At 70.9% G+C, this 24,804-nt stretch carries 24 protein-coding genes and 1 pseudogene; 14 read left to right on the forward strand and 11 right to left on the reverse strand.

Going from position 1 to position 24,804, the window contains the following annotated elements:
• Window positions 1–412 precede the first annotated feature (412 nt).
• The 4 genes from OG534_RS35655 to OG534_RS35670 all read left to right on the forward strand — a co-directional run bounded on the left by OG534_RS35655 (window position 413) and on the right by OG534_RS35670 (window position 4,083).
• Entirely contained in the window at window positions 413–1,228 is an 816-nt protein-coding gene (locus OG534_RS35655; RefSeq protein ID WP_326593416.1) for a sulfite exporter TauE/SafE family protein, read from the forward strand.
• Between the two features lie 121 nt (window positions 1,229–1,349).
• Window positions 1,350–1,994 (forward strand): CatB-related O-acetyltransferase, encoded by a 645-nt coding sequence (locus OG534_RS35660; protein ID WP_326586283.1) that lies wholly within the window; start codon window positions 1,350–1,352, stop codon window positions 1,992–1,994.
• Between the two features lie 234 nt (window positions 1,995–2,228).
• Window positions 2,229–2,798 carry a TerD family protein gene (locus tag OG534_RS35665; protein WP_326586282.1) on the forward strand — a complete coding sequence of 190 codons (570 nt, stop codon included), beginning with the start codon at window positions 2,229–2,231 and terminating at the stop codon, window positions 2,796–2,798.
• Between the two features lie 496 nt (window positions 2,799–3,294).
• Window positions 3,295–4,083, forward strand: coding sequence for a hypothetical protein (locus tag OG534_RS35670; RefSeq protein ID WP_326586281.1), 789 nt, complete (start codon window positions 3,295–3,297; stop codon window positions 4,081–4,083).
• Window positions 4,084–4,208: 125 nt separating this feature from the next.
• Here OG534_RS35670 and OG534_RS35675 read toward each other — a convergent pair whose 3' ends face one another.
• Window positions 4,209–5,297 carry a response regulator gene (locus OG534_RS35675; protein ID WP_326586280.1) on the reverse strand — a complete coding sequence of 363 codons (1,089 nt, stop codon included), beginning with the start codon at window positions 5,295–5,297 and terminating at the stop codon, window positions 4,209–4,211.
• Window positions 5,290–5,526, reverse strand: coding sequence for a hypothetical protein (locus tag OG534_RS35680; protein WP_326586279.1), 237 nt, complete (start codon window positions 5,524–5,526; stop codon window positions 5,290–5,292). Before OG534_RS35680 ends, OG534_RS35675 begins: the two co-directional genes overlap by 8 nt.
• Window positions 5,527–5,830: 304 nt before the next feature.
• Here OG534_RS35680 and OG534_RS35685 point away from each other — a divergent pair, with 304 nt between their 5' ends.
• Window positions 5,831–5,995 carry a hypothetical protein gene (locus tag OG534_RS35685; RefSeq protein WP_326586278.1) on the forward strand — a complete coding sequence of 55 codons (165 nt, stop codon included), beginning with the start codon at window positions 5,831–5,833 and terminating at the stop codon, window positions 5,993–5,995.
• 51 nt (window positions 5,996–6,046) lie between these two features.
• Window positions 6,047–7,030, forward strand: a complete 984-nt coding sequence (locus OG534_RS35690; protein ID WP_326586277.1) for a hypothetical protein — start codon at window positions 6,047–6,049, stop codon at window positions 7,028–7,030.
• Window positions 7,031–7,108: 78 nt separating this feature from the next.
• Here the strand turns inward: OG534_RS35690 and OG534_RS35695 are convergent, their stop codons facing one another.
• Entirely contained in the window at window positions 7,109–8,539 is a 1,431-nt protein-coding gene (locus OG534_RS35695; protein WP_326586276.1) for an amidase, read from the reverse strand.
• A gap of 136 nt (window positions 8,540–8,675) precedes the next feature.
• Between OG534_RS35695 and OG534_RS35700 the strand changes: the two genes are divergently transcribed.
• Window positions 8,676–9,278, forward strand: coding sequence for a TetR/AcrR family transcriptional regulator (locus OG534_RS35700; RefSeq protein ID WP_326586275.1), 603 nt, complete (start codon window positions 8,676–8,678; stop codon window positions 9,276–9,278).
• A gap of 65 nt (window positions 9,279–9,343) precedes the next feature.
• Here the strand turns inward: OG534_RS35700 and OG534_RS35705 are convergent, their stop codons facing one another.
• Window positions 9,344–10,072 (reverse strand): GbsR/MarR family transcriptional regulator, encoded by a 729-nt coding sequence (locus OG534_RS35705; RefSeq protein ID WP_326586274.1) that lies wholly within the window; start codon window positions 10,070–10,072, stop codon window positions 9,344–9,346.
• Between the two features lie 265 nt (window positions 10,073–10,337).
• Between OG534_RS35705 and OG534_RS35710 the strand changes: the two genes are divergently transcribed.
• The 3 genes and pseudogenes from OG534_RS35710 (at window position 10,338) to OG534_RS35720 (ending at window position 12,479) form a co-directional block, all read left to right on the forward strand.
• Complete coding sequence (locus OG534_RS35710; RefSeq protein ID WP_326586273.1) at window positions 10,338–11,330, forward strand: hypothetical protein; 993 nt, start codon at window positions 10,338–10,340, stop codon at window positions 11,328–11,330.
• Between the two features lie 417 nt (window positions 11,331–11,747).
• Window positions 11,748–12,229: pseudogene (locus OG534_RS35715) on the forward strand (hypothetical protein); the annotation flags it as partial.
• 76 nt (window positions 12,230–12,305) lie between these two features.
• Window positions 12,306–12,479: a hypothetical protein gene (locus OG534_RS35720; protein ID WP_326586272.1), complete on the forward strand. Its 174-nt coding sequence runs from the start codon at window positions 12,306–12,308 to the stop codon at window positions 12,477–12,479.
• On the opposite strand, the gene lysA is transcribed toward OG534_RS35720, so the two are convergent.
• Both lysA and OG534_RS35730 read right to left on the reverse strand, forming a co-directional pair.
• Window positions 12,476–13,840, reverse strand: a complete 1,365-nt coding sequence (gene lysA, locus OG534_RS35725) for a diaminopimelate decarboxylase (protein WP_326586271.1) — start codon at window positions 13,838–13,840, stop codon at window positions 12,476–12,478. The genes OG534_RS35720 and lysA overlap by 4 nt on opposite strands.
• 14 nt (window positions 13,841–13,854) lie before the next feature.
• Entirely contained in the window at window positions 13,855–14,121 is a 267-nt protein-coding gene (locus OG534_RS35730; RefSeq protein ID WP_442807023.1) for an SAV_915 family protein, read from the reverse strand.
• Window positions 14,122–14,506: 385 nt separating this feature from the next.
• Here OG534_RS35730 and OG534_RS35735 point away from each other — a divergent pair, with 385 nt between their 5' ends.
• Complete coding sequence (locus tag OG534_RS35735; RefSeq protein WP_326586269.1) at window positions 14,507–15,019, forward strand: universal stress protein; 513 nt, start codon at window positions 14,507–14,509, stop codon at window positions 15,017–15,019.
• A 16-nt stretch (window positions 15,020–15,035) separates the two neighbouring features.
• On the opposite strand, the gene OG534_RS35740 is transcribed toward OG534_RS35735, so the two are convergent.
• Genes OG534_RS35740 through OG534_RS35750 form a run of 3 tightly spaced genes read right to left on the reverse strand, consistent with a single transcriptional unit; the run spans window position 15,036 to window position 18,323 of the window.
• Window positions 15,036–16,190 carry a Kelch repeat-containing protein gene (locus tag OG534_RS35740; protein WP_326586268.1) on the reverse strand — a complete coding sequence of 385 codons (1,155 nt, stop codon included), beginning with the start codon at window positions 16,188–16,190 and terminating at the stop codon, window positions 15,036–15,038.
• Window positions 16,187–17,374 (reverse strand): Kelch repeat-containing protein, encoded by a 1,188-nt coding sequence (locus tag OG534_RS35745; RefSeq protein ID WP_326586267.1) that lies wholly within the window; start codon window positions 17,372–17,374, stop codon window positions 16,187–16,189. The genes OG534_RS35740 and OG534_RS35745 overlap by 4 nt, the downstream gene beginning before the upstream one ends.
• Entirely contained in the window at window positions 17,346–18,323 is a 978-nt protein-coding gene (locus OG534_RS35750; protein WP_326586266.1) for a Kelch repeat-containing protein, read from the reverse strand. The genes OG534_RS35745 and OG534_RS35750 overlap by 29 nt, the downstream gene beginning before the upstream one ends.
• A 512-nt stretch (window positions 18,324–18,835) precedes the next feature.
• Here OG534_RS35750 and OG534_RS35755 point away from each other — a divergent pair.
• Window positions 18,836–20,425: a hypothetical protein gene (locus tag OG534_RS35755; RefSeq protein ID WP_326586265.1), complete on the forward strand. Its 1,590-nt coding sequence runs from the start codon at window positions 18,836–18,838 to the stop codon at window positions 20,423–20,425.
• 10 nt (window positions 20,426–20,435) lie between these two features.
• Here OG534_RS35755 and OG534_RS35760 read toward each other — a convergent pair whose 3' ends face one another.
• A complete protein-coding gene (locus OG534_RS35760; protein ID WP_326586264.1) occupies window positions 20,436–20,699 on the reverse strand; it encodes a hypothetical protein in 264 nt (87 codons plus the stop codon).
• 339 nt (window positions 20,700–21,038) lie between these two features.
• On the opposite strand from OG534_RS35760, the gene OG534_RS35765 reads away from it, so the two are divergent.
• Window positions 21,039–22,577: a hypothetical protein gene (locus OG534_RS35765; RefSeq protein ID WP_326586263.1), complete on the forward strand. Its 1,539-nt coding sequence runs from the start codon at window positions 21,039–21,041 to the stop codon at window positions 22,575–22,577.
• A 577-nt stretch (window positions 22,578–23,154) separates the two neighbouring features.
• Here the strand turns inward: OG534_RS35765 and OG534_RS35770 are convergent.
• Window positions 23,155–24,114 (reverse strand): SDR family oxidoreductase, encoded by a 960-nt coding sequence (locus tag OG534_RS35770; protein WP_326586262.1) that lies wholly within the window; start codon window positions 24,112–24,114, stop codon window positions 23,155–23,157.
• A 240-nt stretch (window positions 24,115–24,354) separates the two neighbouring features.
• On the opposite strand from OG534_RS35770, the gene OG534_RS35775 reads away from it, so the two are divergent.
• Entirely contained in the window at window positions 24,355–24,696 is a 342-nt protein-coding gene (locus OG534_RS35775) for a hypothetical protein (protein WP_326586261.1), read from the forward strand.
• Window positions 24,697–24,804: the final 108 nt, after the last annotated feature.

Consider the following 24,804-nt stretch of genomic DNA (forward strand, 5'->3'; position numbering starts at 1 on the left):
CCCGACCGTCTTGGCCTGATCACAGAATGCATCATATCGGTGTAAAAAGACCTCGGCTGCGACAGTACCTACCGCTCACGCTCGGTGATCAGCCGCCGGCGCCTCAGACGCGCCCGGTCCGCTCGATCGAGGCCCCCACGCTCGGCCGCCACGACGAGATCGCCGTCCCGCACACAGGCCACCGAAGCCGCGGCAACCCAGCGGCACCCGCTCAGCCGAAGCTCACACACAGTAACCACGATCCGGACCTCGGTCACGGACCCGCGGCGGCCAGGCAGGCCGGGACGGGACACCCGTCGCAGTGGGCATCCGGACGGCAGCTGCTGTTCGTGAACATCTCGTTGCCGGCCTGCGCCTTTGCGGCCAGGTCCGTCGATACTGACCCCGCGATCGAGGAGCGGTGGGGGCAGCGGTGGACTGGACGATCTGGGCTGGGCTGGCGGCCGGCCTGCTGATCTCGACGGTGACCGCGCCGGTCGGCGTGTCCGGGGCGGTGTTCCTGCTCCCGGTCCAGCTCAGTGTCCTCGGTGTGCCCAGCCCCGCGGTCACGCCGACGAACCTGCTGTTCAACGTGGTGGCCGGGCCCGGCGCTCTCTGGCGGTACCGCCGCGACGGCGCTCTGGGCGGCGGACTGGCGCGGCGCCTGGTTCTCTGGACGCTGCCCGGCGTCATCGTCGGCGCCGCGGTCCGCGTCTTCGCCCTCCCCGGCCCGGACGTCTTCCGCGTACTGGTCGCCGCCCTCCTGCTGCCCCTCGGAGCGTGGCTGTGCCTCCGCACCCTGCGCCCGGCCCGTCAGCACCCCGACGCGGGTCCCGACGCGGCCGATCCGTCGGCGCCCGTGCTCGCCGGCCTGGCCCTGACGGTCGGGGTGGTGGGCGGGATCTACGGGATCGGAGGCGGTTCCCTGCTAGGGCCCATCCTCGCCGCGCGCGGCATGCCCATGGCACGCATCGCACCGGCCACGCTCGCCGCCACCTTCACCACCTCCGTCGCCGGGGCCGCCGCCTACGCCGTACTGGCCCTGACGAGCCCCGGCGCCGTCGCGCCCGACTGGTGGCTGGGCCTGGCCTGCGGCCTCGGCGGACTGATCGGCGGCTACCTCGGCGCCCGCCTTCAGTCCCACCTCCCCGAAGCCGCCCTGTGCCTGCTCCTCGGCGCCCTCGCCGCCGGCCTCGGCGCGCTGTACGCCGTCCAGGCCCTGCGGTGGGCCGTGGCGCCAGTAGGGTGATGTACGCCCGCGTCGCCGCCGCCGACGGCACCGTCGACCCCTCCGAGCGGCAGCGGGTCACCCGGCTGATCACCAGGACGGAGGGGGTCCGCCAGCGCATGCCGAGCCGAAAGGGACTGTCATGGACCACCTCCCCGCGGACCCGACGGCGCTTCACCCCTTTCCCGACCAGCCGCGCGTGGTGTTGCTGAAGCCGCTGGTGACCTCCGAGCTGATCGAGGTCGGGGAGTACTCCTACTACGACGATCCGGAGGACCCGACCGCGTTCGAGACCCGGAACGTGCTCTACCACTACGGGCCGGAGCGACTCGTCATCGGGAAGTTCTGCGCGCTGGGCACGGGGGTGCGGTTCATCATGAACGGCGCCAACCACCGTATGGACGGCCCCTCCACGTTCCCCTTCCCCATCATGGGCGGCTCCTGGGCCGACCACTTCGACCTGCTCACCGGCCTGCCCGGCAGGGGAGACACGGTCGTCGGCAACGACGTCTGGTTCGGCTACGGCACCATGGTCATGCCCGGAGTGCGCATCGGGCACGGCGCGATCATCGCCTCCGGCGCTGTCGTCGTCGACGACGTCCCTGACTACGGCATCGTCGGCGGCAACCCGGCCAGGCTCATCCGCACCCGGTACAACGACGACGACATCGCCCGCCTGCTCTCCCTCGCATGGTGGGACTGGCCCGCGGAACACCTCACCGCACACGTCCGGACCATCATGTCCGGCACCATCGACGACCTCGAAGAGATCGCGCCCCGAGTCTGACCCGCCGACAAGGCCCGCGTGTCGCGGCAGGGCAGGGCAGGGCAGGGCAGACCGGCAGGGCGGGGCAAACGTCTGCCCGGTCCGCCACCACAGCGGGGTGGCGGCCTCAAGGGGGGCCGCTCCGTGTCCGCGTGGGTCACACACAATATTTCCACGCAATGTAGATTCCAGGCTCCGACACCTGGTGCATCGGAACCCCTGCGTCCCGATGCCCGGACACGAGAGGGATGCGACATGGGTGTGAGCCTGTCCAAGGGCGGCAATGTCTCGCTGAGCAAGGAGGCTCCCGGTCTGACCGCGGTACTGGTCGGCCTGGGCTGGGACGTCCGCACGACCACCGGCACCGACTACGACCTCGACGCGAGCGCGCTGCTCGTCGGCGAGTCGGGCAAGGTCGCCTCCAGCGGCAACTTCGTGTTCTACAACAACCTCAAGAGCCCGGACGGTTCGGTCGAGCACACCGGGGACAACCTCACGGGTGAGGGCGAGGGTGACGACGAGGTCATCAAGGTCAACCTCGCCGCCGTCCCCGCGGACGTCTCGAAGATCACCTTCCCCGTCTCCATCCACGAGGCCGAGAGCCGCGGCCACAGCTTCGGTCAGGTCCGCAACGCCTTCATCCGAGTCGTCAACCAGGCCGACGGCGCCGAACTCGCCCGCTACGACCTCTCCGAGGACGCTGCCACCGAGACCGCGATGATCTTCGGCGAGCTCTACCGCAACGGCGCGGAGTGGAAGTTCCGCGCCGTCGGACAGGGCTACGCCTCCGGCCTGGCCGGCATCACCGCCGACTTCGGGGTGTAACGAGACAGGTGGCTGTGGCGGGCCGGGGTGCACCCGACCCGCCACAACAACCCGGTCCGGCTCGGGTGATCCGGCCAGGGCACGACTGGAGGGCCGCCGTTCGCTCCACGCCGCGTGGGTCGGTCACCTGGTGCTCGGCGCAGATGCCCGCACGCGACTCACGACGCCTGCGGGCTGTCATCGCTGCCTTCCACGCCTTGAGCGACGGCCCCCCGGCAACCTCGCCCGAGGCGATCGGGCTGCAACAACGGCCTGAGACGCTGGTCCCTTTGCCTCCGAAGGGAGACCGTGCCGGGGACGGTCGAGGGAGGTTCGGCGTAGGCCACGCAATCGGCAATTTTGCCGCCGCCCGCGGGCTCCGTCAACAACCGTCACCTGTCCAGCGCACACCGACACCGCGCTGCACCGTGAGGACGACCGTTCACCGGACCAGTACAACCTTCCGCCCGCCGCGCGAGTCGCATCCCGGACGTACCTGATCCACCAGGGAGAACGCATGAACATCGCGGGCGGCAGACCAGACGGCAGACGAGGCAAGGCGGCCGCGGGGCTGCTGCTGGCGGCGGCCCTGACCGCGGGCTGCACCGCCGCGGACCCGGCCGGTCCCGCGGCTCCGAAACCGCTCCAGGCCACGGCCACCGCCGCGGGGGGCGGCGCACCCTCCACGCCGGTGCCGCCACCCGCAACCCGCCCGCTCGACGCCGCCGAACTGCTCACGGCCGCCCTGCCGGACGGCGAGATCGGCCCCGCCGGATCCAGCGAGAAGAAGGTGTACGCACGCGACCTGGCGTGGGCCCCCAAGTCCATCAGCGTTCCCGATTGCGTGCTGATCGTCGACCCGTACCGGGACAGGTCGCAGCCCACGACCGTGGTCCAGACCTTCCGCAGCGAGGAGAATCTCGAGTGGACCGGCGCGACCACACTCACCGCCCACCCCGGACCGGCCGCGGCCGCCGCGGAGTTCAACCGGCTCCGCAAGGGCCTGCAGGGCTGCCGCGAGTTCCGCACGCCCGGCGCCGGCGTCGGCACACGTACCACCCTCGCCGAGGGACGGGCGCCCGCGCAGGGCGACGAGGCCGTGGCCTACACCCTGACGTCCTGGACCGATGTCAGTGACATCAACCCCGACGCGAAGGAGATCCGCACCATCCGCAGGTCCACGGTGGTGCGGATCGGCTCGGTGATCGCCGAGTTCGAGCTGGAGCCGTCCCCCTCGGTGGAAACCATGGAGTTCCCCACCGAGCTCATGACCCGTCAGGTACAGCGGCTACGCAACCTCCGCTGACCGCCGACCGCGGCTTGTCGATCAGACGCTCGGCGATCCCGCCGAAGGCGGGGAGAGCGAGGAGGGCCGCCGCGTGGTCGACGGGAGCGGCGAGGGCGAGGACGATCCAGGCGGCTGAACGGGCGTCACGGGTGGCGTTCGAGATAGATGCTGGTGAAGACGGCAACCTTGGCCCGCAGGACCCAGGGGTCGAAGGGCTTGGCGATGTAGTCGACCGCTCCGGCGGCGTAACCGCGGGCGGAGTGTTCGGGATCCGTGCCCATCGCGGTGAGGAAGATGATCGGCACGTCACGGGTGCGTGGTCGGCGTTTGATGTGCGCGGCGGTCTCGTAGCCGTCCATGTCGGGCATCTGCACGTCCATGATGATGACCGCGAAGTCGTCGTGGTCCAGGAGGGCTTTGAGTGCTTCGCGCCCCGAGGAGACGGCGACGAGTTCCTGGTCGAGGGTGGACAGTACGGCGCTCATGGCGAGCAGGTTGTTGGGCTGATCGTCCACCACGAGGATCTTGGGCATGCCCTTGGGCGCCGGCCCGGTGGCGGGCAGGGGGACCGCGGTCTGCTGAACCTGTTCGACGGCCTCGAGCTGCCGTTCCAGGAGCGCGCACCGTTCTTCCGCTTCGCTGTGCTGCTTCTGGGCGGCGAGCAGCTCCGTGCAGAGCCGGGCCACTTCGTCCTGCAGGGTGTCCCGTTCCCGAAGGAGTTCGGAGACGTCGGGGTGGGCGGCCGCCAGGCGGTCCGCCCGTTCCCGCTCGGTGCTCCATTCGGCTTCCAGGTGGTTCAGGCGCACTTCCAGGTCGGCGATGCGGTGCTGGCGATCCAGCAGGGCGTCCCCCAGTACGTCGCCGCGGACGGTAGAGCGGCGCGAGACCCTGTCGGCGTCGGCGAGCTGCTGTTCCAGTACTTCCATGGCGTGCTTGGGCGAGGTGCTGACGGTGAGGGCGGCGCGGTGCAGGCCGCGTAGGAGCTCGATGGCCTCGGGGGTGGCGCTCAGCCCCCGGTGCTCGGCGAGGTCGGTGAACAGATCCATCACCACCTCCCAAGGAGGCACTCGGGTTCCGCTCAGGTAGCGGGAGAGCGTGCCCGGATCACGGGTCCGGCGGGCAGCATACCTGCGCACCGAGACGTCCAGCCCGTCGAACAGTTCCCGTAACGCCTGTGCCAGAGCCCGGGCTTCCTGCGGTAGAGCGTGCCCGAGCGGCCGGAGTTCACCCACGACGGTTCCCCCTCCCGGCGCCCTTCCGGGAGGGGGACTGCCCCTCGGAGTCCGCCGCGACCAGCCGATTGAAGAACGGCACCGCGAGGCCGGCGGCCGCCAGACCGCACAGCAGGCTGCGGGCCGTCCCTTCGCCGGCGAATGCCGTCAGCACGCCGGCGACGGCTCCTGCCAGGGCTGCCAGCAAGAGCACCAGAGCCGCCCGCAGCGACAACAGTGAATGGTCCATCACGTCCCTCGTCTTGAAATTCGCACCAGGCCGGACCGGGCGCTCCACGGCTCTTCCGGCAGAAGCCGGAGGAGAGACCCACAGCATGGAACGTGAACGGACCGTTGCGCCCGGGCAACAGGGATATCGGCAACGTTGGCGGACATCTGGCACCACGGGGCAGTCCTTGCAACGCCGTTCCCGCCCGTCAGCGGGCATACCGACGGATCCGGAAGCGTGGCAACGGCCGCATCGGTGTCGGGTGTTGCAACAGGCCGAGACCGAGACGCCGCCGACGGCAATCGTTCGGGCAGGGTGCGGGGTGATGAGCTACCACGACGAGACGTCCCGCACCCTTTCATACGCCTCCCACGACTGCCTGGAGGGCCTGCTGCAGCGGGGGCGCGGCCTGGGCGCGATACGGGCGCACCAGGATGCGGACGAGGCCGCCGCGTTCGTGTACGACGGGATCCGCCGGGACTGGAATTAGGACTACCAGACCGACATCCGCTACCTCTACCAGGCGCGGCTGATCCGGGACTTGAACCTGTCGCCGAAGCCGGTCGTCGACCAGCTGGCGGGGGACGAGGAGGAGTGGTCGCGGGCGGCCGACGTGCTGGTGCTGCTCGCCGTCGCCGGTTCGGACGAGGCCCGCGAGGGGCTTCGGACGTACGTACGGGAGGGTGAGCACTGGGCCCGCGTACTGGAGTCGGTCGCGGACAGCTGGCCGGGCGAGTGGTGGGAGGACCTGGGCGACGTCGCGCGGGCCCGGATCGGCGGGGAGGAGGATCTTCCGTGGTCCTTCGAGCCGTGGAGCCGGTTCGGGCTCGAGGTGCCGGGCCGGCGGTTTCCTCCGCGACCCTCGCTGGACGGGCTGAGCGACGAGGAGCTGCTCCTTCTGCTGGCCGCCGACGACACGGAGTCCGGCACGACCTCCGGCACGACCTCCGGCACGAAGGCCGACGCACTGCGGGCGCTGGCCGGCCGGGAGCCGGCCGAGGGACTGCTCCCGCTGGTGCCCTCACTCGGCACCGGGAACGGCCGTCGGCCCCTGCCCTTCCTCCGGCGGGCGGTCGACCGACTGGGAGCCCTCGCGGTGCCGGCGGCCCGCGGGTGGGCCGTGGACGAGCGGGAGTGGCTGTCCCGGCTGGGGACGGACGTCCTGGCCGACCACCCCGGCCCCGAGGCGATACCGGGGCTCGTGGCCGAACTCGCCGACCAGTGGGAGGCACGCGTCTGGTGCGGCCCCGACGAGACGGCGAAGCGGCTGGCCCGCTTCGGACCCGAAGCCGCCGACGCCGTTCCCGTCCTGCGGGCCTACTGGCTGCACACCCCGCACTCGTACGAACGGGCCGGCTACCTGCAAGCGCTCGCCGCGATCGACCCGACCGGGCTGGACGACGCGTACACCGAGTCGCTCTGGGACTGCGAGAAGCGGACACGGCTGCTGGGCATTGCCTCGGCACCCCACCGACCACAGACCATGGAACGGATCGCCGTGCTGCGCGACGACACGATGCGCTGACGCGATGTTGACGCGGCCCTCGCGGAGGTCGGTCGTCGGAGGAGCCGATGGTGCGCGAGCCCTCCGTGGTCCAAGGGCTCAATCGGCCCGGACTCCCGCGCGCGGGTCGACCGGTGTGAGGACTCCGAGCCGGTCCTCGATCGCCTGGGCCGCGCCCAGGCACAGGTCTTCCCGGAACGCGCGCCCGACGATCTGTACTCCGCAGGGGAGCCCGTCGGCCATCCCGGTCGGTACGGCCACACCGGGTACGCCCACGAAACTCGTCACGGTGCACAGACGCATTCCCGACCCGACCCGGTCCCTGCCAGACCTGTCACGCGACTCCAGCCCCGGCTCGACCGGCGGCTCGGTGAAGACCGGGCCGAGCAACAGCGGGTAGTCGTCGAGGAATTCGGCCCACGAGCGGCGGATGTTCATCCAGGTGCCCATCAACTTCATGAACTCGTCCGCGCTCGCGGGCGGAGTCTGCTCCATCATCATCTCGATATAGCGGTCCCCGCCCTCGCCGAGCAGTTTGCGCACCACCGGCCAGGTCGGGGCGAACTCGGTCACGGTGATCCGGCCGTACGCCTCCAGGGCCTCGTCCATCCGCGGTACGTCCTGCACCTCGCGCACGTCGTACCCGGCGTCGCGGAGCGCGTCGGCCGCGGTCGCGACGGCTCCGCGAATCGTCGGGTGGACGCCGTGCCCGCCAGGATCCGCCACCACCGCGACCTTCACCCGTCCGGAGAGCGGCTCGCCGTACGCCGGCACCGGCACGGCGCGCGGGTCTCGCGGATCGGTCCCGGCCAGCGCTTCGTAAGCGAGCCGAAGATCGCCCACGCTCCGGGCCAACGGACCGTCGGTGACCAGGATCTGGGACGCCGGGCCGGGGTCGTCCGGGCCGAGAATGCGGTGGTCGGCGGGGAACCGGCCCGTGGACGGCTTCAGCCCGGCCACACCGCAGAACTGGGCCGGGATGCGCACCGACCCGCCGGAGTCGTTGCCGAGCCCGAGCGCCGCCATGCCCGTGGCCACGGCCACCGCGTCGCCCCCGCTGGAGCCGCCCGGAGTCCGGCTGCGGTCCCACGGGTTGACCGTGTCCCCGAACAGCTCGCTGCGCGTGTGCATCCCCGCCAGGATCAGGGTGGGGATGTTGCTGTGCCCGATGGGGATGGCCCCTGCCGCGCGCAGCCGAGCCACGGGGGGCGCGTCGGCCGGCGCCACCAGATCGCGGAAACGCTCCGTGCCGAACGTGGTCGGCACGCCTTCGATCGCGGTGCTCTCCTTCACCGTGAAGGGCACGCCCGCGAGCGGCCCCAGCGCTTCACCGGCGGCCCGCCGACGGTCCATCTGTGCCGCGGCCTCACGTGCGCGCTCCGCCAGGAGCTGCGTGACCGCGTTCACCTGCGGGTTGACCTCGGCGATCCGCTCCAGGTGGCTGTCGACCAGTTCGACCGCCGAGACTTGTGCGCTGCGCACCGCCTCCGCCTGCGCGGCGGCCGGCATCTTCCACAGGGCGTCCTGCATGGCTGTTCCCTCCCCATCCCGTACCGATGCGCTTGCATCGGAATCGAACCGTACCCCTGGAAGCGATGCGAGCGCATCGGATAAAGTGCTGCGCAAGCAGAGCGCCGTGCGATGTGCAACGAGGAGGGGACCAGGCATGCCCAGGCAGGTGGATCACGTGGGCCGGCGCCGCCTCATCGCCGAGGCCGTCTGCCACCTCGCCGACGAACGGGGGCTGGAGGGTGTGACCCTTCGCGACGTCGCGGCCCGCGCGCAAGTGTCGATGGGCGCCGTTCAACGGTGCTTCCGCACCAAGGAAGAGATGCTCGTGTTCGCTCTCGGGTACATCGGCGAGCGGATCATGGAGCGCGTTCAAGTCCGCCTCGTCAGGAGTCCTGCCCAGTCGGCCGGCACCGCCCTGGGGTACGCGGCCACCGAGATCTCGCTGCTCCGGGAAGAACACCGGGCCGAGGCCAGGGTCTGGCTCGCCTTCGTTGCGCAGGCGACGGTCAGCGAGGTGCTCGCGAGGACGCTCAAGGCGAACTACGCCACTTTGCAGGAGGCGTTCACCCGCCTCATCTCGGAAGCCGGTGAGGGCGCCGGCCATGCCGTGCCCCTCGATCCGCAACGCGAGGCCCGCGCGCTACTGGCCCTCGCGGACGGCCTCACCGCGCACGTCCTCATCGGCCACCTCACCTCGCAGGAGGCGTACGACGTCCTCCACGCACACCTGGCCGGCCTCTGGGGGCACCGGTCGTAGGGCGAGACCAGGAGACCAGGAGACCAGGAGACCAGGAGGCCGGGGCACCCGTCCCCGCCGGCGCCTCAGCCGGGTGTGCTTCGCCTCGTGGCATCGGCCTGCCGCCATTCCTCGGCTGCCTTGACCATGGTCCGGCCGACGTGCTCGAAGAAGTGGCCGATGTCTTGCATCCGGGTGCCGGCGGGTGTCGCGGTACCGAGGACCTGGGCGCCGCGCAGGGCGAAGTCGGCCAGCATGGTGTTCTGACGGGCGCTGGCCATCCAGCCGCGGAACCAGGCATCGGCGTCGATGACGTACCGGTCGCGTCGTCGGCCGGTGTCGCGCTCGCGCCGGATGAGCTCCTGCTGTTCGAGTTCGCCGACGGCCTTGGAGACGGAGGCGGGGCTGACCTGGAGGCGCTGAGCGAGCTCGGTGGCGGTCAGGCTGCCGCCATCGGTGACGTAGAGGCACGTCAGTACCCGGGCGGTCATTCGCGGGAGACCCGTGCCGATCATCATCTCCGTGAACTGTTCCTCCAGTTCGAGGACGGCCTCCGGGTCGCGTCCGTGTACGTCGCTCACGGTCGGGGAGGTGGTCGGGGCCGCGGGCTGCTTGCGGCGGCGGGCGCGTCCTGTGGTCGCGCGATGTGCCGCGTCGGCCCGATAGGCGGCGGGGCCGCCGTTGCGGGCCACCTCCCGGGTGACGGTGGAGATGGGCCGGTCCAGGCGGCCGGCGATGTCGGTGTAGGTGAGTCCCTCCCTCAACCCCTCGGCGATCTCCTGTCGTTCGTGGTGGGTCAGTCTGCCTCCGGGCATCGGCATTGCCTCCGTATCAGGTCCGCGGGTGTGGCCAGTATTGCGTTCGCGGCCAGCCCATTGCAAACATCGTTGAGGTTGTATTTGCATTCGCCTCCATGGTCATTGCAAGAGATTCTCGCTCCTACCTGCGCAATCTCTGATCTAGCCGCCTTTCTGATTGACGAAAGAGTGAATGCAATTTAGCGTTCAGTCATTCGCGAACGAGCGAAGTGATCTGAGCAGGCCCGGACACGGGCTGCTCGCCGGCCTGATCGGAGCTCTCATGACGCCCTTACTCACGCACGTGCGTGCCTGGCACCGGCCGCTGGTGGTCTGTGCCGCCCTCATGCTCGGCTTGGTGCTCGTCTCCGGCGTCGGGACCGTCGTCGACGGACGGATGCTGCTGGACGAGTCGGTGTGGGTGAAGCCGCTCAAGTTCGGCTTCGGCTTCGGCCTTTACGCGGTCACGCTGGCATGGCTGCTGACCAAGCTGACCAGGGGCAGGCGGCTGGGACGATGGCTGGGCACCGTCTTCGCGGTAGCCGCCACCGTCGAGGTGGGCGCCATCACCGCCCAGGCGGCGCGCGGCACCTTCAGTCACTTCAACGCGGACCAGACCGACCCGGTCACCTTGGCCCTGGTTCCCCTCCTCACCTTCGGCGTGATGGTCATCGTCATCGCGCAGTTGATCCTCGCGATCGTCGTCCTGATCCAGCGCACGGGCGGAGCGGCGCTGAACCGTGCCATCCGCTCCGGTCTCGCGCTCGCCACCTTCGGCATGGTCGTGCCGGTCTTCTGGATGGTCACCGAGATCCACTCCCGTACGGTGACCGACGCCAACGGCCACTCCGTGCAGATGTACCAGGGCCACGGCATCGGTGACCCCGACGGCCACGGCATGCCCCTCACCAACTGGAGCGTGACCGGGGGCGACTTCCGGGTACCGCACTTCTTCGCCCTGCACGGCATCCAGGTGCTCCTCCTGATCGCCGCGGTACTGGCCGCATTGGCCGCCGAGCACGTATGGCTGCGCGACGAGAAGGTACGGGCCCGCCTGGTCGGCAGTGCCGCCCTCGGCTACACGGGGCTGGTCGCGGTGGTGACCTGGCAGGCGTGGCGCGGACAGTCCCTCATCCATCCGGACGCCGCCACCCTCCTGGCCCTCGTCGCGGTGCTGCTGCTCACCGCGGTGACCACCGCACGAGTGATCGTGACCGCCAAGCGCGCCACGGCCCGACCGGCCGAGAGCCCGGAACCTTCCCGGTCGGCGCGCTGACACCACTTCCCTGCCCCGAACGAACCGAACTCCTGCCCACCGCAAGGGGGGCGGACAACCGCCCCGGCCACCTCCTGGCCTGGTCGGCCGGCTTCCGCCTGACCCGCGAGTACGTCCACTACGCCACGGGCCCCTCGCGCCGCACAGCAGAGTGCCGCGCCGGACGGACGTGCGGGTGTCCGTGTCGAGACGCCGCCACATCGCGGGATCGCGGACGAGGACGGCCGGGTCGATCACGGCCCGGCCGCCTTCCGTGTCCCGGAGGATCATCCGCTGAGACACCCCGTCGGACCACCGGATCGAGACGGGGGAGTCGGTGCGGACGGTGTCCGTCACCAGCAGTCCGCGGGCGCTCAGCAGACCGGGCCGGGTGGAGACCCGGGGCGGCAGCAGGATCACGAAGACGAGGGCGGCCAGGCCGGTCCAGAGGGCGCCGCGGGTCGTGTCGAGCCGGCCGACGCCCGCGTCCAGCGCGAGCAGGGCAGCGAGCAGCAGGGAAGCGACGCCAATCGCCGATCGCCTCTCGCCTTCACCCTGGTCGCGTTCCTGGTGACCTGGATCTTCGGCGCCGACGTGGACGCTCAGGGCGGCGCGTACGCCACCGGTGTCCTCGTCCTGATCACCTCGGCGGCCGTCGCCGTGACCATCGCCGCCCGCCGGGCGCGCGAGCGCGGCTGGACCATCGGCTTCGGCGTCATCTCGGCCGCCCTCCTCCTCCACGTACGCGACGAGACCGGGCAGCGCCCCCACATCTGCTTCGAGTGGACCGAGGGAACCCGATGGCCAACTTCCTCCGGTTCTGCCTCTTCGGCCAGCGCGAAGTCGCCCCCGTCACCCGCGAGGTCATCCGCGAGGCCGAACCGGACCGCGCCCGCCGCCCCCACGTCCACGCCGGCTGAGCATCCGCGTCAAGACGCCGACAGGAATCCCGCCGGACCCTCGCCACAGGAAGGGTCCGGCGGGATTCTCACTGATGTGACCACTCGCTCCCGCCCCGACCGCGCCATGCACCGGACCGTACTCGTCCTCGCGGCGGCCGGCCTGACCCTCATCGCCACCGGCGCCGTCCTGGACGCCCTGTGGCTGCTCGGCATCGGCGTCTGGGGAGTGATCACCGCGATCGCGATCGAGCTCGTCTACCGCCCCTAGCCGCCGATGTCCCTGCTGCGGAAGTCCTCCAGCGTCTCGCGCCTGACCAGCACGCGGGACGTGCCCTCGTGGACGGCGATCACCGGAGGACGCCCCACCATGTTGTATCCGGAGGCCATGGACAGCTGGTACGCGCCCGCCACCGGTACGGCCAGCAGGTCACCGGGGTGGATGTCGCCCGGCAGCTCCACGTCTGCGGCGAGGACGTCCCCGGCCTCGCAGTGCCGGCCGACGACCGTGGCCGTGCAGGTGTCGGCGGTGGAGTGGCGGCCGATCAGGCGGGGTGCGTAGCGCACCCCGTACAGGGCGGGGCGCGGGTTGTCGCTCATGCCGCCGTCGACGGCGACGAAGACCGTTTCGCCCGTGTGCTTGACGGCGAGCACGCGGTACAGGGCGACCCCTGCGGGACCGGCGACGGCCCGCCCCGGTTCGATGACGAGCCGGGGCACGGTCAGACCCGCGGCGGCGCAGCTCTCGCGGACCTCGGCGCGGAGGCAGCGGGCGAGGGCGGTGAGGTCGAGGGCGGGTTCGCCGGGCCGGTAGGCGATGCCGTGGCCGCCGCCCATGTCCAGCTCCGGCAGGATGATGCCGTGCGCGTCGCGGATGCGGGCCATCAGGCCGACCATGCGGCGCAGGGCCACCAGGTAGGGCTGCACCTCGGTGATCTGCGAGCCGATGTGGCAGTGCAGGCCCGTCAGTTCGAGCTGACGCCGGCCGAGTATGCGCGCGATGGCGTCCTGCGCCGACCCGTCGGTGAGTGAGAGCCCGAACTTCTGGTCCTCCGTACCGGTGCGGATCTTCTCGTGGCCGCCGGCCGAGACGCCCGGCACCACCCGCACCGTCACCTTCTGGATCCCCTCGGGCCCGACGGCGGCCGCGATCCGGGCGATCTCGGACGGACTGTCGATGACGATCCGGCCGACCCCGAACCGCAGCGCCGCCTCGATGTCCCGCGGCGACTTCGCGTTGCCGTGCAGCACGATGCGCTCGGGCGGGAACCCCGCGGTGACGGCGAGCTCCAGCTCACCGGCGGAGCAGACGTCCAGGCCCAGTCCTTCCTCCTCCACCCAGCGCACCATCGCGCGGGAGAGGAAGGCCTTGGCGGCGTAGAGGACGTCCGCTCCGGGGAAGGCGTCCCGGTACCTGCGGCACCGCCCGCGGACCTCGCCCTCGTCCAGGACGTAGGCCGGTGTGTCGAACCGGTCGGCGATCTCTCTCAGGGACACCCCGCCGACGGCCAGGTCGCCGTGCGGAAGCGGGGTCGTGGACGCGGGCCATACGGACAGTTCACCGGTACTGGTACTGGTACTGGTACTGGTACCGGCACCGGCCGGAGTCGAGGAGAGGGCGGCGGTGGTCATGGTGAAGGTCCCCTTCAGGCGGTCCGGGCAGCGATGTCGGGTGTCTGCAGGACCGGAGCAGTGACCGGACCAGTCGCCGTCCCGGTGACCGCGGGTGCGGTGAGGGCCGGGTCGACGGTCAGCAGCGACGCTCCGATCGGTTCGGCCATCGTGCGGAGCGCGGCCTCGGAGAGCCGGATCCAGCGCTGGCCGGCGCCGAGCGTCGCGGCCAGCCGCTCCGCACTGGTGAAGCCCACGGCAGTACGCGCTCCCAGCGGGGTGCGGAACAGGCGTACCGCCACCTCAGCCCTTCCCGGCAGGACCGGCACGTACAGGGGCCCGGCCGGGACACGTTCTTCAGGCTCCGGGTCGTCTTCGTACTGGAACAAACACATGAGGCCCTCCCAGAGGAACCACGAGTGGCGGTTGAGGCCCCGGATGCGGGGAGGCAGCCCGGGGCACGGCAACGAAGCTATCCCCGCGTTCCCCCGTCCGAGGCTGCTCCGTAACGGGGCTCTAACGGCGAGCGGCCAAGTCCATACGGATCACTGACGCCGGATCCGGGCTGCGTCGGGAAACCGGCATGGTCACCGCTCTCGGCGTGAGAGAGCCGTCAACAGCCGCACCGAATTCTCCGCGGAGCCCTTTCATGTGAACCAGCGGACGAGGAAGCAGGAGGCACAAGCCGTGCGGAGAGTCGTGGTCGGTGTGACGGGCAGCCCGGGAAGTCTGACCGCGCTGCACAGGGCGGCAGCGGAAGCCCGCGTGCGCGATGCGGAACTGCGGGTTGTCCTGGCCTGGCAGTCGCCGGGCGGTGAACTCGGCAGCCGCAACGGGCTCGGGCCCGCTGCCCTGGAGGAATGCCGCGCCGCGGCCGTCGAAAGACTCCGCGAGGTCCTCGGTACGGCCTTCGGGGCGGCGAAAGCGGGTGTCACTCTTGCCGGGCTCACGGTGCGGGGCACTGCGGGCGCGGCCCTCGTGGACACCGCCCGCGGCCCGGAGGACCTCCTCGTGGTCGGCACGGGCTCCCGCGCCCCGCTGCGCCGCCTCGTCCGCCCCTCGGTGGCCCGCTACTGCCTCGCGCACGCCGCCTGCCCCGTCCTGGTGGTACCGCCGTCTCCGCTCCAGGCCGAGCCGCAGTCCGTACACCGTCGCAACGTCTGGAGAATTCCGCTGGACCCGCGGGAGCCGGCCCCATGACGGGAACCCATCACGGTCACCCGTGCGTGAACAGTTCGCTCGTGCGCGTCAGCCGGTGGTGGCCGCCCGACGGCGTGGACGGGCCCGTGCGGACCGAGCCGGCCGTCACCAGGATCCGGCCGTCGGCCAGGGGCACCGCGGCGAAGCCGGTGCGGCCCACCGTCATTCCGGCCGCGGCCGACCAGCTCCGGGACAGCGGGTCGTAGCGTACGGCGCTGCTCAGGCCCGCGTCGTGCAAGGGCTCCGTGCTGCCGCCGACGACCAGGACCTCGCCCGAGGCCAGCGCGACCGCCCGGTGCAGGGACCGGCCGCAGGGCATGTCCGGCTCCCGGGTCCAGGTGCCCCGCCCCGGGTGGTAGCGCTCGGCGGTGGACAGACTGTACGGGTCCACCCGTCCGTCGGGACCGATGTCTCCGCCCGGGCCGCCGCCGGTGGCCAGCACGGATCCGTCCGGCAGCGGTGTCAGTTGGTGGGCGGTGCGCGGCGAGGCCAGACCAGCCGTGGGAGCCAAGGTACCCGTGCCGGGGTCGTAGCGCTCGCAGTGCGCGAGAGCGACGCCCCCCGACACGTCCCGGCTCGTCGCGGTCCAGCCGCCGGCGACCAGGACGCTGCCGTCCGCCAGGGCCACCGCCGGGTGGTGCGCCCTGCCGTCGGCGAGGTCGCCCGTCGCGGTCCACCGTCCGCCGCCCGCCGGGTCGTAGACCTCGGCCGAGGTCAGCGAGCGCTCCGAGTCCCCCGAGCGGCGGTCGCTGCCGCCCACCACGAGGACCCGGCCGTCGGCGAGCACCGTCGCGGAGTGCGCACAACGGGGCTGACCCATGGGCGCGGTGTCCGTCCAGTGTCCGGCCACCGGGTCGTAGACCTCGGCCGTGGTCAGCGGACGGACCGGGAAGGCCAGTGGGCCGCTGTAGCCACCGGTCACCAGGACCCGGCCGTCGGCGAGGACCGTGGTCGTGTGCATCCGCCGGGCCGTGCGCAGCGGCGCCGTCGGCGACCAGGTTCCCGTGGCCGGCGTGAACAGGGCGGCCTCGGCCGTCGCGGTCAGCCGCGCGTCCGCCCCGCCCGCGAGGAGGACCCGGCCGTCGCAGAGCCGCACCGCGCCGCTCGCCGCGCCGAACACGTTGCGCTCCCACGGCAGGTCGCCGACGGGCGCCCAGTGTCCCGTGCTCATGGTGTGAACACCTCCGCTTCGCTCGCGGCGACGTCCGCGGCGAACACCGGTGCGGCGACGCCCGTACGGGAGACTCCGCCCGCCGCGAGCACCCGGCCGTCGGCGAGCGAGGTCGCGCCGAACGCCCAGCGCCCGGTGTGCAGGGGCCCGGCCGGGGACCAGCGGCGGGCGACCGGGTCGAAGCGCAGCGCGCTGGGGAAGCCCACGTCCAGGGCAGCGGGGTCGGCGCCCCCGAGCACCAGGACCTCTCCGGAGGGCAGCGGCAGCGCCCGGGGGTAGGCACGGGTCCACGGCAGCGGCGCCTCGTCGTGCCAGGTGCCGGCCGCCGGGTCGTAGCGCTCCACCCCGGTCGGGCCGTACGGGTCGAAGCGGGCGTCGTCCGAGCCCGAACGTCCGCCGCCCACGGCGAGGACGGTGCCGTCGGGCAGCGGGACGGCCTGATGGCCGAACCGGGCGTCGCGCATCGCCCCGGCCGCGCTCCAGGTGTCGGTCTGCGGGTCGTAGATCTCGCAGAGGGCCAGCGCGGTCGGCACGATGCGCCCCGCGGCCGCCATGCCGCCGACCGCGAGGGGGCGTCCGCCCGGCAGCGGCGCCGCGATGTGGTGCCAGCGGGCGTCGGCCATCTCCCGGGCGGGTGACCAGGTACCGGTGTCCGGGTCGAAGAGCTCGGCGGTCGTCAGGGTGGCGACGGTCCGTGCGTCACGGGGCCGGTTGCCGCCCGCCACGAGCACCCGGCCGTCCGGCAGCAGCGTGGCCGAATGCCCGTACCGGGCACCGGACATGGGTTCGGCCGGTGTCCAGGTCCCGCCCTCGGGGTGGTAGAGCTCGGCGCTCGCGAGGGTGCGCGGCGGGAAGGCCTGAGGCCCGGTGATGCCGCCCGCGGCCAGGACCCGGCCGTCCCGGAGCACCGTCAGCGAGTGGGTGCGGCGCGCCTCGGACAGCCCGCCCGTCCCGGTCCATGTGCCCCGGGCCGGGTCGTGGAGCGCCGCGGCGGGCAGGGCCTGCAACAGTCTGCCCGCGCCGCCGGCGGCGAGGACCCGGCCGTCGAGGAGGGTGACGGGGCCTTCGTACTGGCCGTGCCAGTAGACCAGCGGGAACGGCAGGGCACCGGCCGGGGCCCAGCGGCCCGAGACCGCCGACAGCGGCGGCGGCCGGTCACCCCCGTCCGTCACGACCAGACGCATCGTCGTCCTCCTCCCGGGTGAGGTTCGCGGGGGTGTAGATCTCGGTGGTGGCGGTGACCTCGTCCTCGCCGAGGACGGGCGCCGCAGGCCCTGAGCGGGTGAGTCCGCCGATGGCAAGGGCCCGGCCGTCGTGGAGCGCGACCGCGGCCGGCGCCCAACGGCCCTCCACCGTGCCGAACTCCGTCGACCAGGTGCGGGTGCCCGGGGCGTAAACCATGGCGTTCTGGTAGCCGACGGCGAGCGAGATGTCGTCCGTGCCGCCGACCACGAGCACCTCGCCCGAGCGCAGCAGGACCGCCCGGTGGTGGCTGCGGCCCCACGGCATGTCCGTGTCGGGGCTCCACGTGCCGGTGCCGGGGTCGAACCGCTCCGTGACCCACTGGCTGTAGGGGTCGAACGCCCAGTCGTCGGGGCGGAAGCCGCGCATGTCGCCGCCGGTCACGAGCACCCCGCCGTCGGGCAGGAGGGTCGCCTGGTGACCCTTGCGGGCGCTGGTCAGGGTGCCGGCCGGTGTCCAGTCGCCGCTGTCCGGATCGTACGTCTCGCAGTACCCCAGCGCCCCGTAGTGGCCCCGGCCGGCCGCGAGGACGCCGCCGACCATCAGGACCCGGCCGTCGTCGAGCGGCACCGCCGGGTGTCCGAAACGGGCGTCGGTCATCGGCCGGGCCTGCGTCCACTGCCCGGTGACCGGGTCGTACAGCTCGGCCGTGCGCAGGGTGTACGGGGAGGGTCCGGGGCGGGCGGTGGCGCCGCCGGCCACGAGGACGCGGCCGTCCGGGAGCCGGGTCGCCGAGTGGGAGAAGCGGGCCTGACGCAGGCCGCCGGTGGGCGTCCAGCGTCCGGCGGCCGGGTCGAGGACCTCGGCGATGGCGAGTCCCTCGGCCGGGCCGTCGGGAGCGCGGGAGATGCCGCCGACGGCGAGGACCCGGCCGTCGTCGAGAAGGGTCACGGTGTGCAACCTGCGGGGTGTCCACATCGGTTCGGGCGCCGACCAAGCGCCGGCGACCGGATCGTAGACGGCCGTGGCAGCGGTGGGCGTGCGGCGCCCGTCCTCCCCGCCGGCGAGGACCACCCGACCGTCGTCGAGGAGGACGGCGGCGTCGGCGGGCTGGCCCCAGAAACCGGGATGGGGAAGCGGGCCAGTGGCGGTCCACGTGCCGGGGGCCGCGGCGGCCCCGGCCCGGCTCGCGCCCTCCGGACCCCTGCAGGGCCCGACGGGCCGACTGATGTGTACGCCTATGGAGAGGAAGCGCCGCGGGCCCGCGTGAGGGTGAGGCGAGGCGGGTCCGAGACCACGGACCGAAGCGTCGATCCGGTCCGATCGGTCCGATCGGACCGATCGGATTGGTCTGGGGGCATGCAAAACATGTGGTGCGGGCTGCTGCCCGAGGGGATCATGGGCTGCCGCTGTCCCGCACCGGGACGGCGGTTGTTCGCGTACCGCCCCGGGAGGGACCCTGTATGACCCTTGTGCCTTTCGTCCGACGCGTCTTCGGCGACGGGCCGTTCGCCGAGGTCGGAGAACCGGCTCTGGCCGTCGTTGACGATCGCTCACGGCTGGTCGCGGTGGGCGGGGACCTTGGGCACCTTCAATGGAGCGGCAGTGCGGCCGCCGACAGCAAGTGGACCGGCCACCGGATCGGGGTCTACGAGCGGGACGGCCTGCGGTGCCGGCACCTGGTGCGCTCCCGGTATCCCGTGCAATCCCTCGCCTTCCACCCCGTACTTCCCCTGCTGGCAGTCGGGACGGGACGCTACGACGGCGGCTACTCCTTCGAAGGCGAACTGCTGCTGATCCACTTGGACACCGGCGACGTGGTGTCCGCGCTGCGGTACCCGCGGGAAGTGCTCAGCGCGGAATGGCTCAGCCGGACGGAACTGCGACTGGTCCTGGCGCCGTGCGATGACTGGGACAACCCGCACGCGCGGGAGCAGGGGCATGCAGCCGTCATCGCTCGCACCGACTGGCGCGCAGTCGGGCAGAAGGCGATCGAAGCGGAGGAGCTGGCCGCCCCCGCAGAGCCGACCGTCCGCATGGATCTCAGCGGGGAGGCACGCCGCCTCCTGGCGGATCTCGCGACGGCAGCCGGCCGGCACTGGTCCGTACGCCGGCGGGTGTGGGCCGTCGAAGGACTGGCGGACGGCCGCGTGCTGGGCGCCCTGGACGGGACCCTGGCGGAGTCGTGGCTGCCGTCGGGCGAGCGGCAGTGGGCGGTTGAGGACGAGGAGGGCGGTCGGCAGCTGCTGCTGTCTTCCGACGGCACATCGGTCTGGACCAACGCCGAACGTCAAGGCCGCCGGAAGGGAGGGCGCTGGGAGACGTCCGCGCCCCGCATCGCCCGGATCTCGGTGGACGACGGGCAGGTGCTGGAGACCCTGAGCCCGGACGTGTGCGCGGTCCTCGTCGCAGGTGGCAACCGGATGGTCCTGAGGCCACTGGGTGGCCGCCGGAAGCACCCTGCACGGCTGATGCTGTTCGATCTCGACGGCCCTCGGACCGGACCGGACGTCGGCCCGTTCGACGTGTTCAACCACCCGTTTCCCGTCCGTGGCGCGCGCCGCCCGTACGCCTTGGTCGGCATGGACCCGGACAAGCCACACCGGGACAAGTGGGTCACTGCTCTGGATGCCGACGGGACACCGCGCCGGCTCTTTCCGCACTCCTGGGTACCGGAGGAGCATCATTTCGGCGGTCCGGCGGCCGAGATCGGGCAGTCCCTGGTGTACGCCGGCACCGTCCACCACGGTCACGGTCTTCAACCTGGCGGCGCCTACGTGGTACGGCGGTCCCTGAGCGGCGCCGTGCAGTGGGAGCACCGCACCGATCACCCGGCCACCGCCCTCGATACCGACGGGAAGACGGTGTACGTGGCCTACAGCTCCGGAGCCCTGGCAGCGCTGGACGCCGACGACGGTTCGCTGCGCCGGCACACGCACCTTGAAGTCGACGGCGCGCCCACGGCTGCGCTGTCCCTTTCTGTAGCGCCCCAAGGCCACTTGCTCGTGGGGACCGTCGACGGCCGGATCCTGGAGTGCTCGGTTGGGCGGTGACCGAGCCGCCCTACCGGTGGGGCCGTCCCGCCTTGATCAAGTAATCGGCTTCCTCGGACAGTTTCGCCCGTCGGCTTCCTTCGTCGGCGATTTCGATCTCCCCCCGCAAGGCCAACTCCGTGCGCATCACCGTCGATCTGGGGACGGGTACTCGATGGCCGGGCTTTTCCGTGAACGGCCGCAGCTCTGCCGCCAGAGCCTTCGCATCCGCCGATGCGCCACGACGGAGTAACAGGAAGACCCGGGCCAGCCAGTCCGCGGGGATCTGCACCATGAAGTCGGTTATGCCGGCGCAACGACACGTCCAGCCGATCCGTGTCGCCCAGCCGCCCGCACGGCCCAAGGGCTGTGTTGAGCGCCAAGGCCGTGGTCAGTTGATGGATTCGCCGTCGTGACTGCCGCTCACGCAGGTCCAGATGCCGGCACCGGAGTCGTACTCCACCGTTCCGCCACCCTGCACACACGCCGGCCCGTCGATGGCAGGTACAGCAGGTACGGCTGCCTGCGCAGTGGGACCCAGGGCGCCAAGAGCGGCCAGTAGCAGAGCAGCGGTGAACCCGAGAAGTCGTGTACGCATGGGAGTTCCTCTGAGGATGAGCGACACCAACACGTCATGACCAGCTTCACCCCGCGCCGGGTCGAGCGCACTCCGATGGGTGTGACCCCGCAGGGAGGGGTAGTACGGACCGCTCCAGGGGCGCGTCCTGCGGACACGCGGCAGGCTGATGGTATGGCGAACACGCCCGAGGTAACCGTAGGGGCGCCTGATGACCTCGGCTGGCGGAAAGTCACCATCGACGGGAAATCCGCGGGCAAGGTGCGGTCCCTCAGGGAACTCGAAATACTCCTGCGCCATGCCGGTTCGGAAGTCGGGCACGACATCCATTGGGTCGGCGGGGGCGACGCTGTCTGGCCGGATCGAGTGGTGCATCGACGAGCGGTCGGCGGAATCATGTTTGTCGGCTTCCTCCTGCCCGCATGCCTGCTCATCAAGATCGGCTGGGCGGACAGCCGTGATGCCCTGACCTTCGGCGGACGAATCGCCGGATATACGATCCTTGCCGCAGGCCTGATGATGCTGATCGCCTCGGCGGCCACTCTCGACTATTGGCACAAGCGAAAATGGCGCTATTCGGGAGTCGCTGTTCTGGTCGGAGTCGTCATCGTATTTCTCGGCAGTTCCTCGCTTCTCCTCCTGCAGATCGGCGAACATTTCAACAGATGGTCCGCGATCGCAATATTCTTCCTCATCGGGTCTGTGGCGGCGGGTATCGGACTCATCAGATCCCGGGCGTGGAAGGGTCTGCGCAATCCCGGGAGAATCGCGATCGGGGCGATCATCCCCACCCTCCTGGCCAGCATCAACCTGGCGTATGCGCAGTTCTACGTCCCCTATGCGACCATCCCGCTGATCATGAGCGGAGCCGAATTCAAGGAGGCGAGCGCGGATGGAACGGGGGCGGTGGTGTACGTGACGGTGCATCTCTATGTAAAGAACGACGGCCAGATTCCGGTCTATGTGCTCGGCAGTATCTACTGGATCCATGGCGGGCCCGCGAACATTACTTCCGAGGACAGGCCCCCTTTGTTCAAAAAGATCTATGATGGCGAGTTCGTCACGCCGGCGGGTCGCGTTCTGAATCCAGGGGAAGAAATCGCGCAGGATGCGGTCGTCGAGATCCCCAAAAACGCGGACTACGAGGCAATCAGGGCGCAGACCGAAGTGTACGTGGTCAGGAAAGACAGGATGATACTGCCTGCCGGTTACGAGCAGTCCCGGGTGACCGTCGAGGAGCTCACGAGGCAAGGGAAGGGGCTGGGCCCTCGGGAACCTCACGATGCGAAATACAAGAATGAATCCCGGATTTCAAACAGCAGTGAGATTCTCAATGTGACCCGGGGTCAGCAGCGTATAATGGTGTGGCGCGTCTCCAATGGTGAGTGGCCGCGCATAGATGTGGCCATGTCGCCGCCGGGCGACAGGATAATTTTCGATCCTAAATTTCCCTACTTCAACCAAAAGATCATTGATCGGTATGGTCTCGCGAAGGTGCGGGGCTCCACCGCGCAGACGCCCTTCAAGGAACTCCAGGAGCAGGCCGGCTCCACCGAAGAAGGCGCAGGCCAGGACCAGTCCCAGTCGGGCGGGTAGCGGGCCGACGGCACGACGCGGCCCCGTGCGCGGCGCAGTCGGCCCGGTGCCGGCCGAGTTCTGCGTACCACCGGCCCCAGTTTGTCGGCGCCGGTGGCGAACGGCACGATGACCGCGGCTGCCAGAATGAGCGGGGCGCAGACGGCGAGCAGAAGCCCGGGCTACTCGGCATGCGGATAGAGCACATCGCGCTCCGGTCCCGTCACCACCGCTCACGCCGCCCAGATGACGACGCAGGCCACCAGAGTCCGATGGCGGTGAGAGCCTTGCCGACCAACGGCTCGGTACAGCCTGCTCGGGCCCTGTGGGACACATTGCGTGGCGGGGGCTGTGCCGGGGGCTCCCGGCCTGCCTCCACGCTGATGGCCTGCCTTGACCCGTCGGAAACAGCGCCTTCGAGCGACTCGCCGGCCCCGGCGATGGCTGTGCCCTCGTCAAGCAGGGTTTTCCAACTGGACGGCCGGTGCTGGCCTCATGGGCTTGCCCACACAACTCCTCCAGCTGCTCGCGCACCCCTGCGTCCAGCGGCCGCCCGCACTCCGCGAGGAAGCTGTTCAGGGTGGCTATGAAGCCGAGGTCAGCGAAATGAGTCGATGTTCTCGCTTACCCAGTCGTCGTAGGTGCGCAGCGGACGGCCGGTGATGTCACCCACGGACGGCCGCTGGTCGGCCGTCCACTGAACGAGTTCGGTGAATCGGGCGCCGTACTCTTCAAGGGCGTACAGCGTCACGTCGATCGCACCGGCGGGCCAGCCAAGATGTTGCCAGATCGCCCGGCTCTCGTCCGGCGCCAGCTCGATCGTATCGATGTCGCGGCCGAGAGCAGCAGCGATGCTCCGTACGCGTGAACGTGTGCTCAGCGGCGGGCCCACCGCCTCGATGACCGTCCCGGTGAAGTCATCGCCGATCAGGGCCGCAGCCGCTACGGCGGCGAGGTCCTCCTCGTGAATGAAGGGGTAGTGGCCCTGGTCGAGGAAAGCCTCACGGATCACCCCGTCGGCGCGGACGGTGTCAGGCCAGTCCGACCCTGTGGCCGGGTAGGTCCCCTCGATGACGGCACCCATCACAGCCGACGGCCGGATGTGCGTCCAGGCGATGCCCGAGCGCTCCACCGCCTTCTCGATCGCCAGCCAGAACCAGGTCTCCGGCGGATTCGCCTCCTCGTACTCCGGCCCGTGTGACGACAACAGGACGATCCTCCTGGCGGCGGCGTTCCGCGCCAGGGTCAAGGCGTCCTGGACCGTGGAGGGATGGGCTCCGGCGAGGAACGCGGACTCGACCCCGTCGAAGGCTCGGGCGCACTCCAGCGGCCGGGTGATGGAGCCTTCGACGACTTCGACCGTGTCAGGCCAGCCGCCGCACTGGTCCCGCTCGGCGATGACCCGCACGTGCCGGCCCATGGTGAGCAGTTGCCGTGCCAGGCACCGGCCGACGATCCCGGTCGGGCTGGTGCCTTCGCCCTTACGGGGGCTGACGACGGTCAGCAGGTAAACGCCTTCGGCTTCCGGTGCCGTCTCATTCTGCTCGAACCTCTTCACAGCAAGACCCTTCGACGCGTTGGCGTGGATCTTGCACCTGGCCCGTCACCGGACGGCCGCTGCCGTGCCGCATGGACGCAGAACCAAGGCTGCGGATCGAGATCGAGGATCCTACCAGGGGCTACGACAGGCATGCAGTAGGCCATAGCGTCGAGTTGGGAGAGGCTCACGCCGGCTGCCCGGTCGAGTGCGCCCGGTTGCTCAGCGGCTGCTGTCAGACCCGTGGGCGATGATCGGGCCATGCTGCGCGCGAGAGATGAACATGGTCGCCTGGTGGGAAACCCGAAGCCGTCGGCGTTGAGCCGGATGGTGGCGAACCTCGGCCGGGGCAACGCCTTTGTGATCGTCGAGCGAGTCGACGACGGGGCGGACGGCGACTGGTACGTGCAGGTGTGGCTGAGGGATGACAACACCTATCAGCTGGAGTTCCGTGAGGGGACCGCGGCGGAGCACTACCAGACCCGGACGATCTCCCAGGATCGGGTGATCGCTGCCTTGAGCGGCTGGGCTGAAGGGCGTCCGGACTGGAAGGACGCCTTCATATGGAACAACATCAGCACCTTGTTCGCGGACGCGGACTGACCCTGCCGTCCAGAGGGTCGGCAGGGTCGGTGGCCTGCGTCTGTCGAGTTGCGGCGCATCGGGATGACGTCCCCTGGTTCGCCGTCGGCATGGCCTGGTTTGCGAGTT

The organism is Streptomyces sp. NBC_01294, assembly GCF_035917235.1.
GTDB lineage: Bacteria > Actinomycetota > Actinomycetes > Streptomycetales > Streptomycetaceae > Streptomyces > Streptomyces caledonius.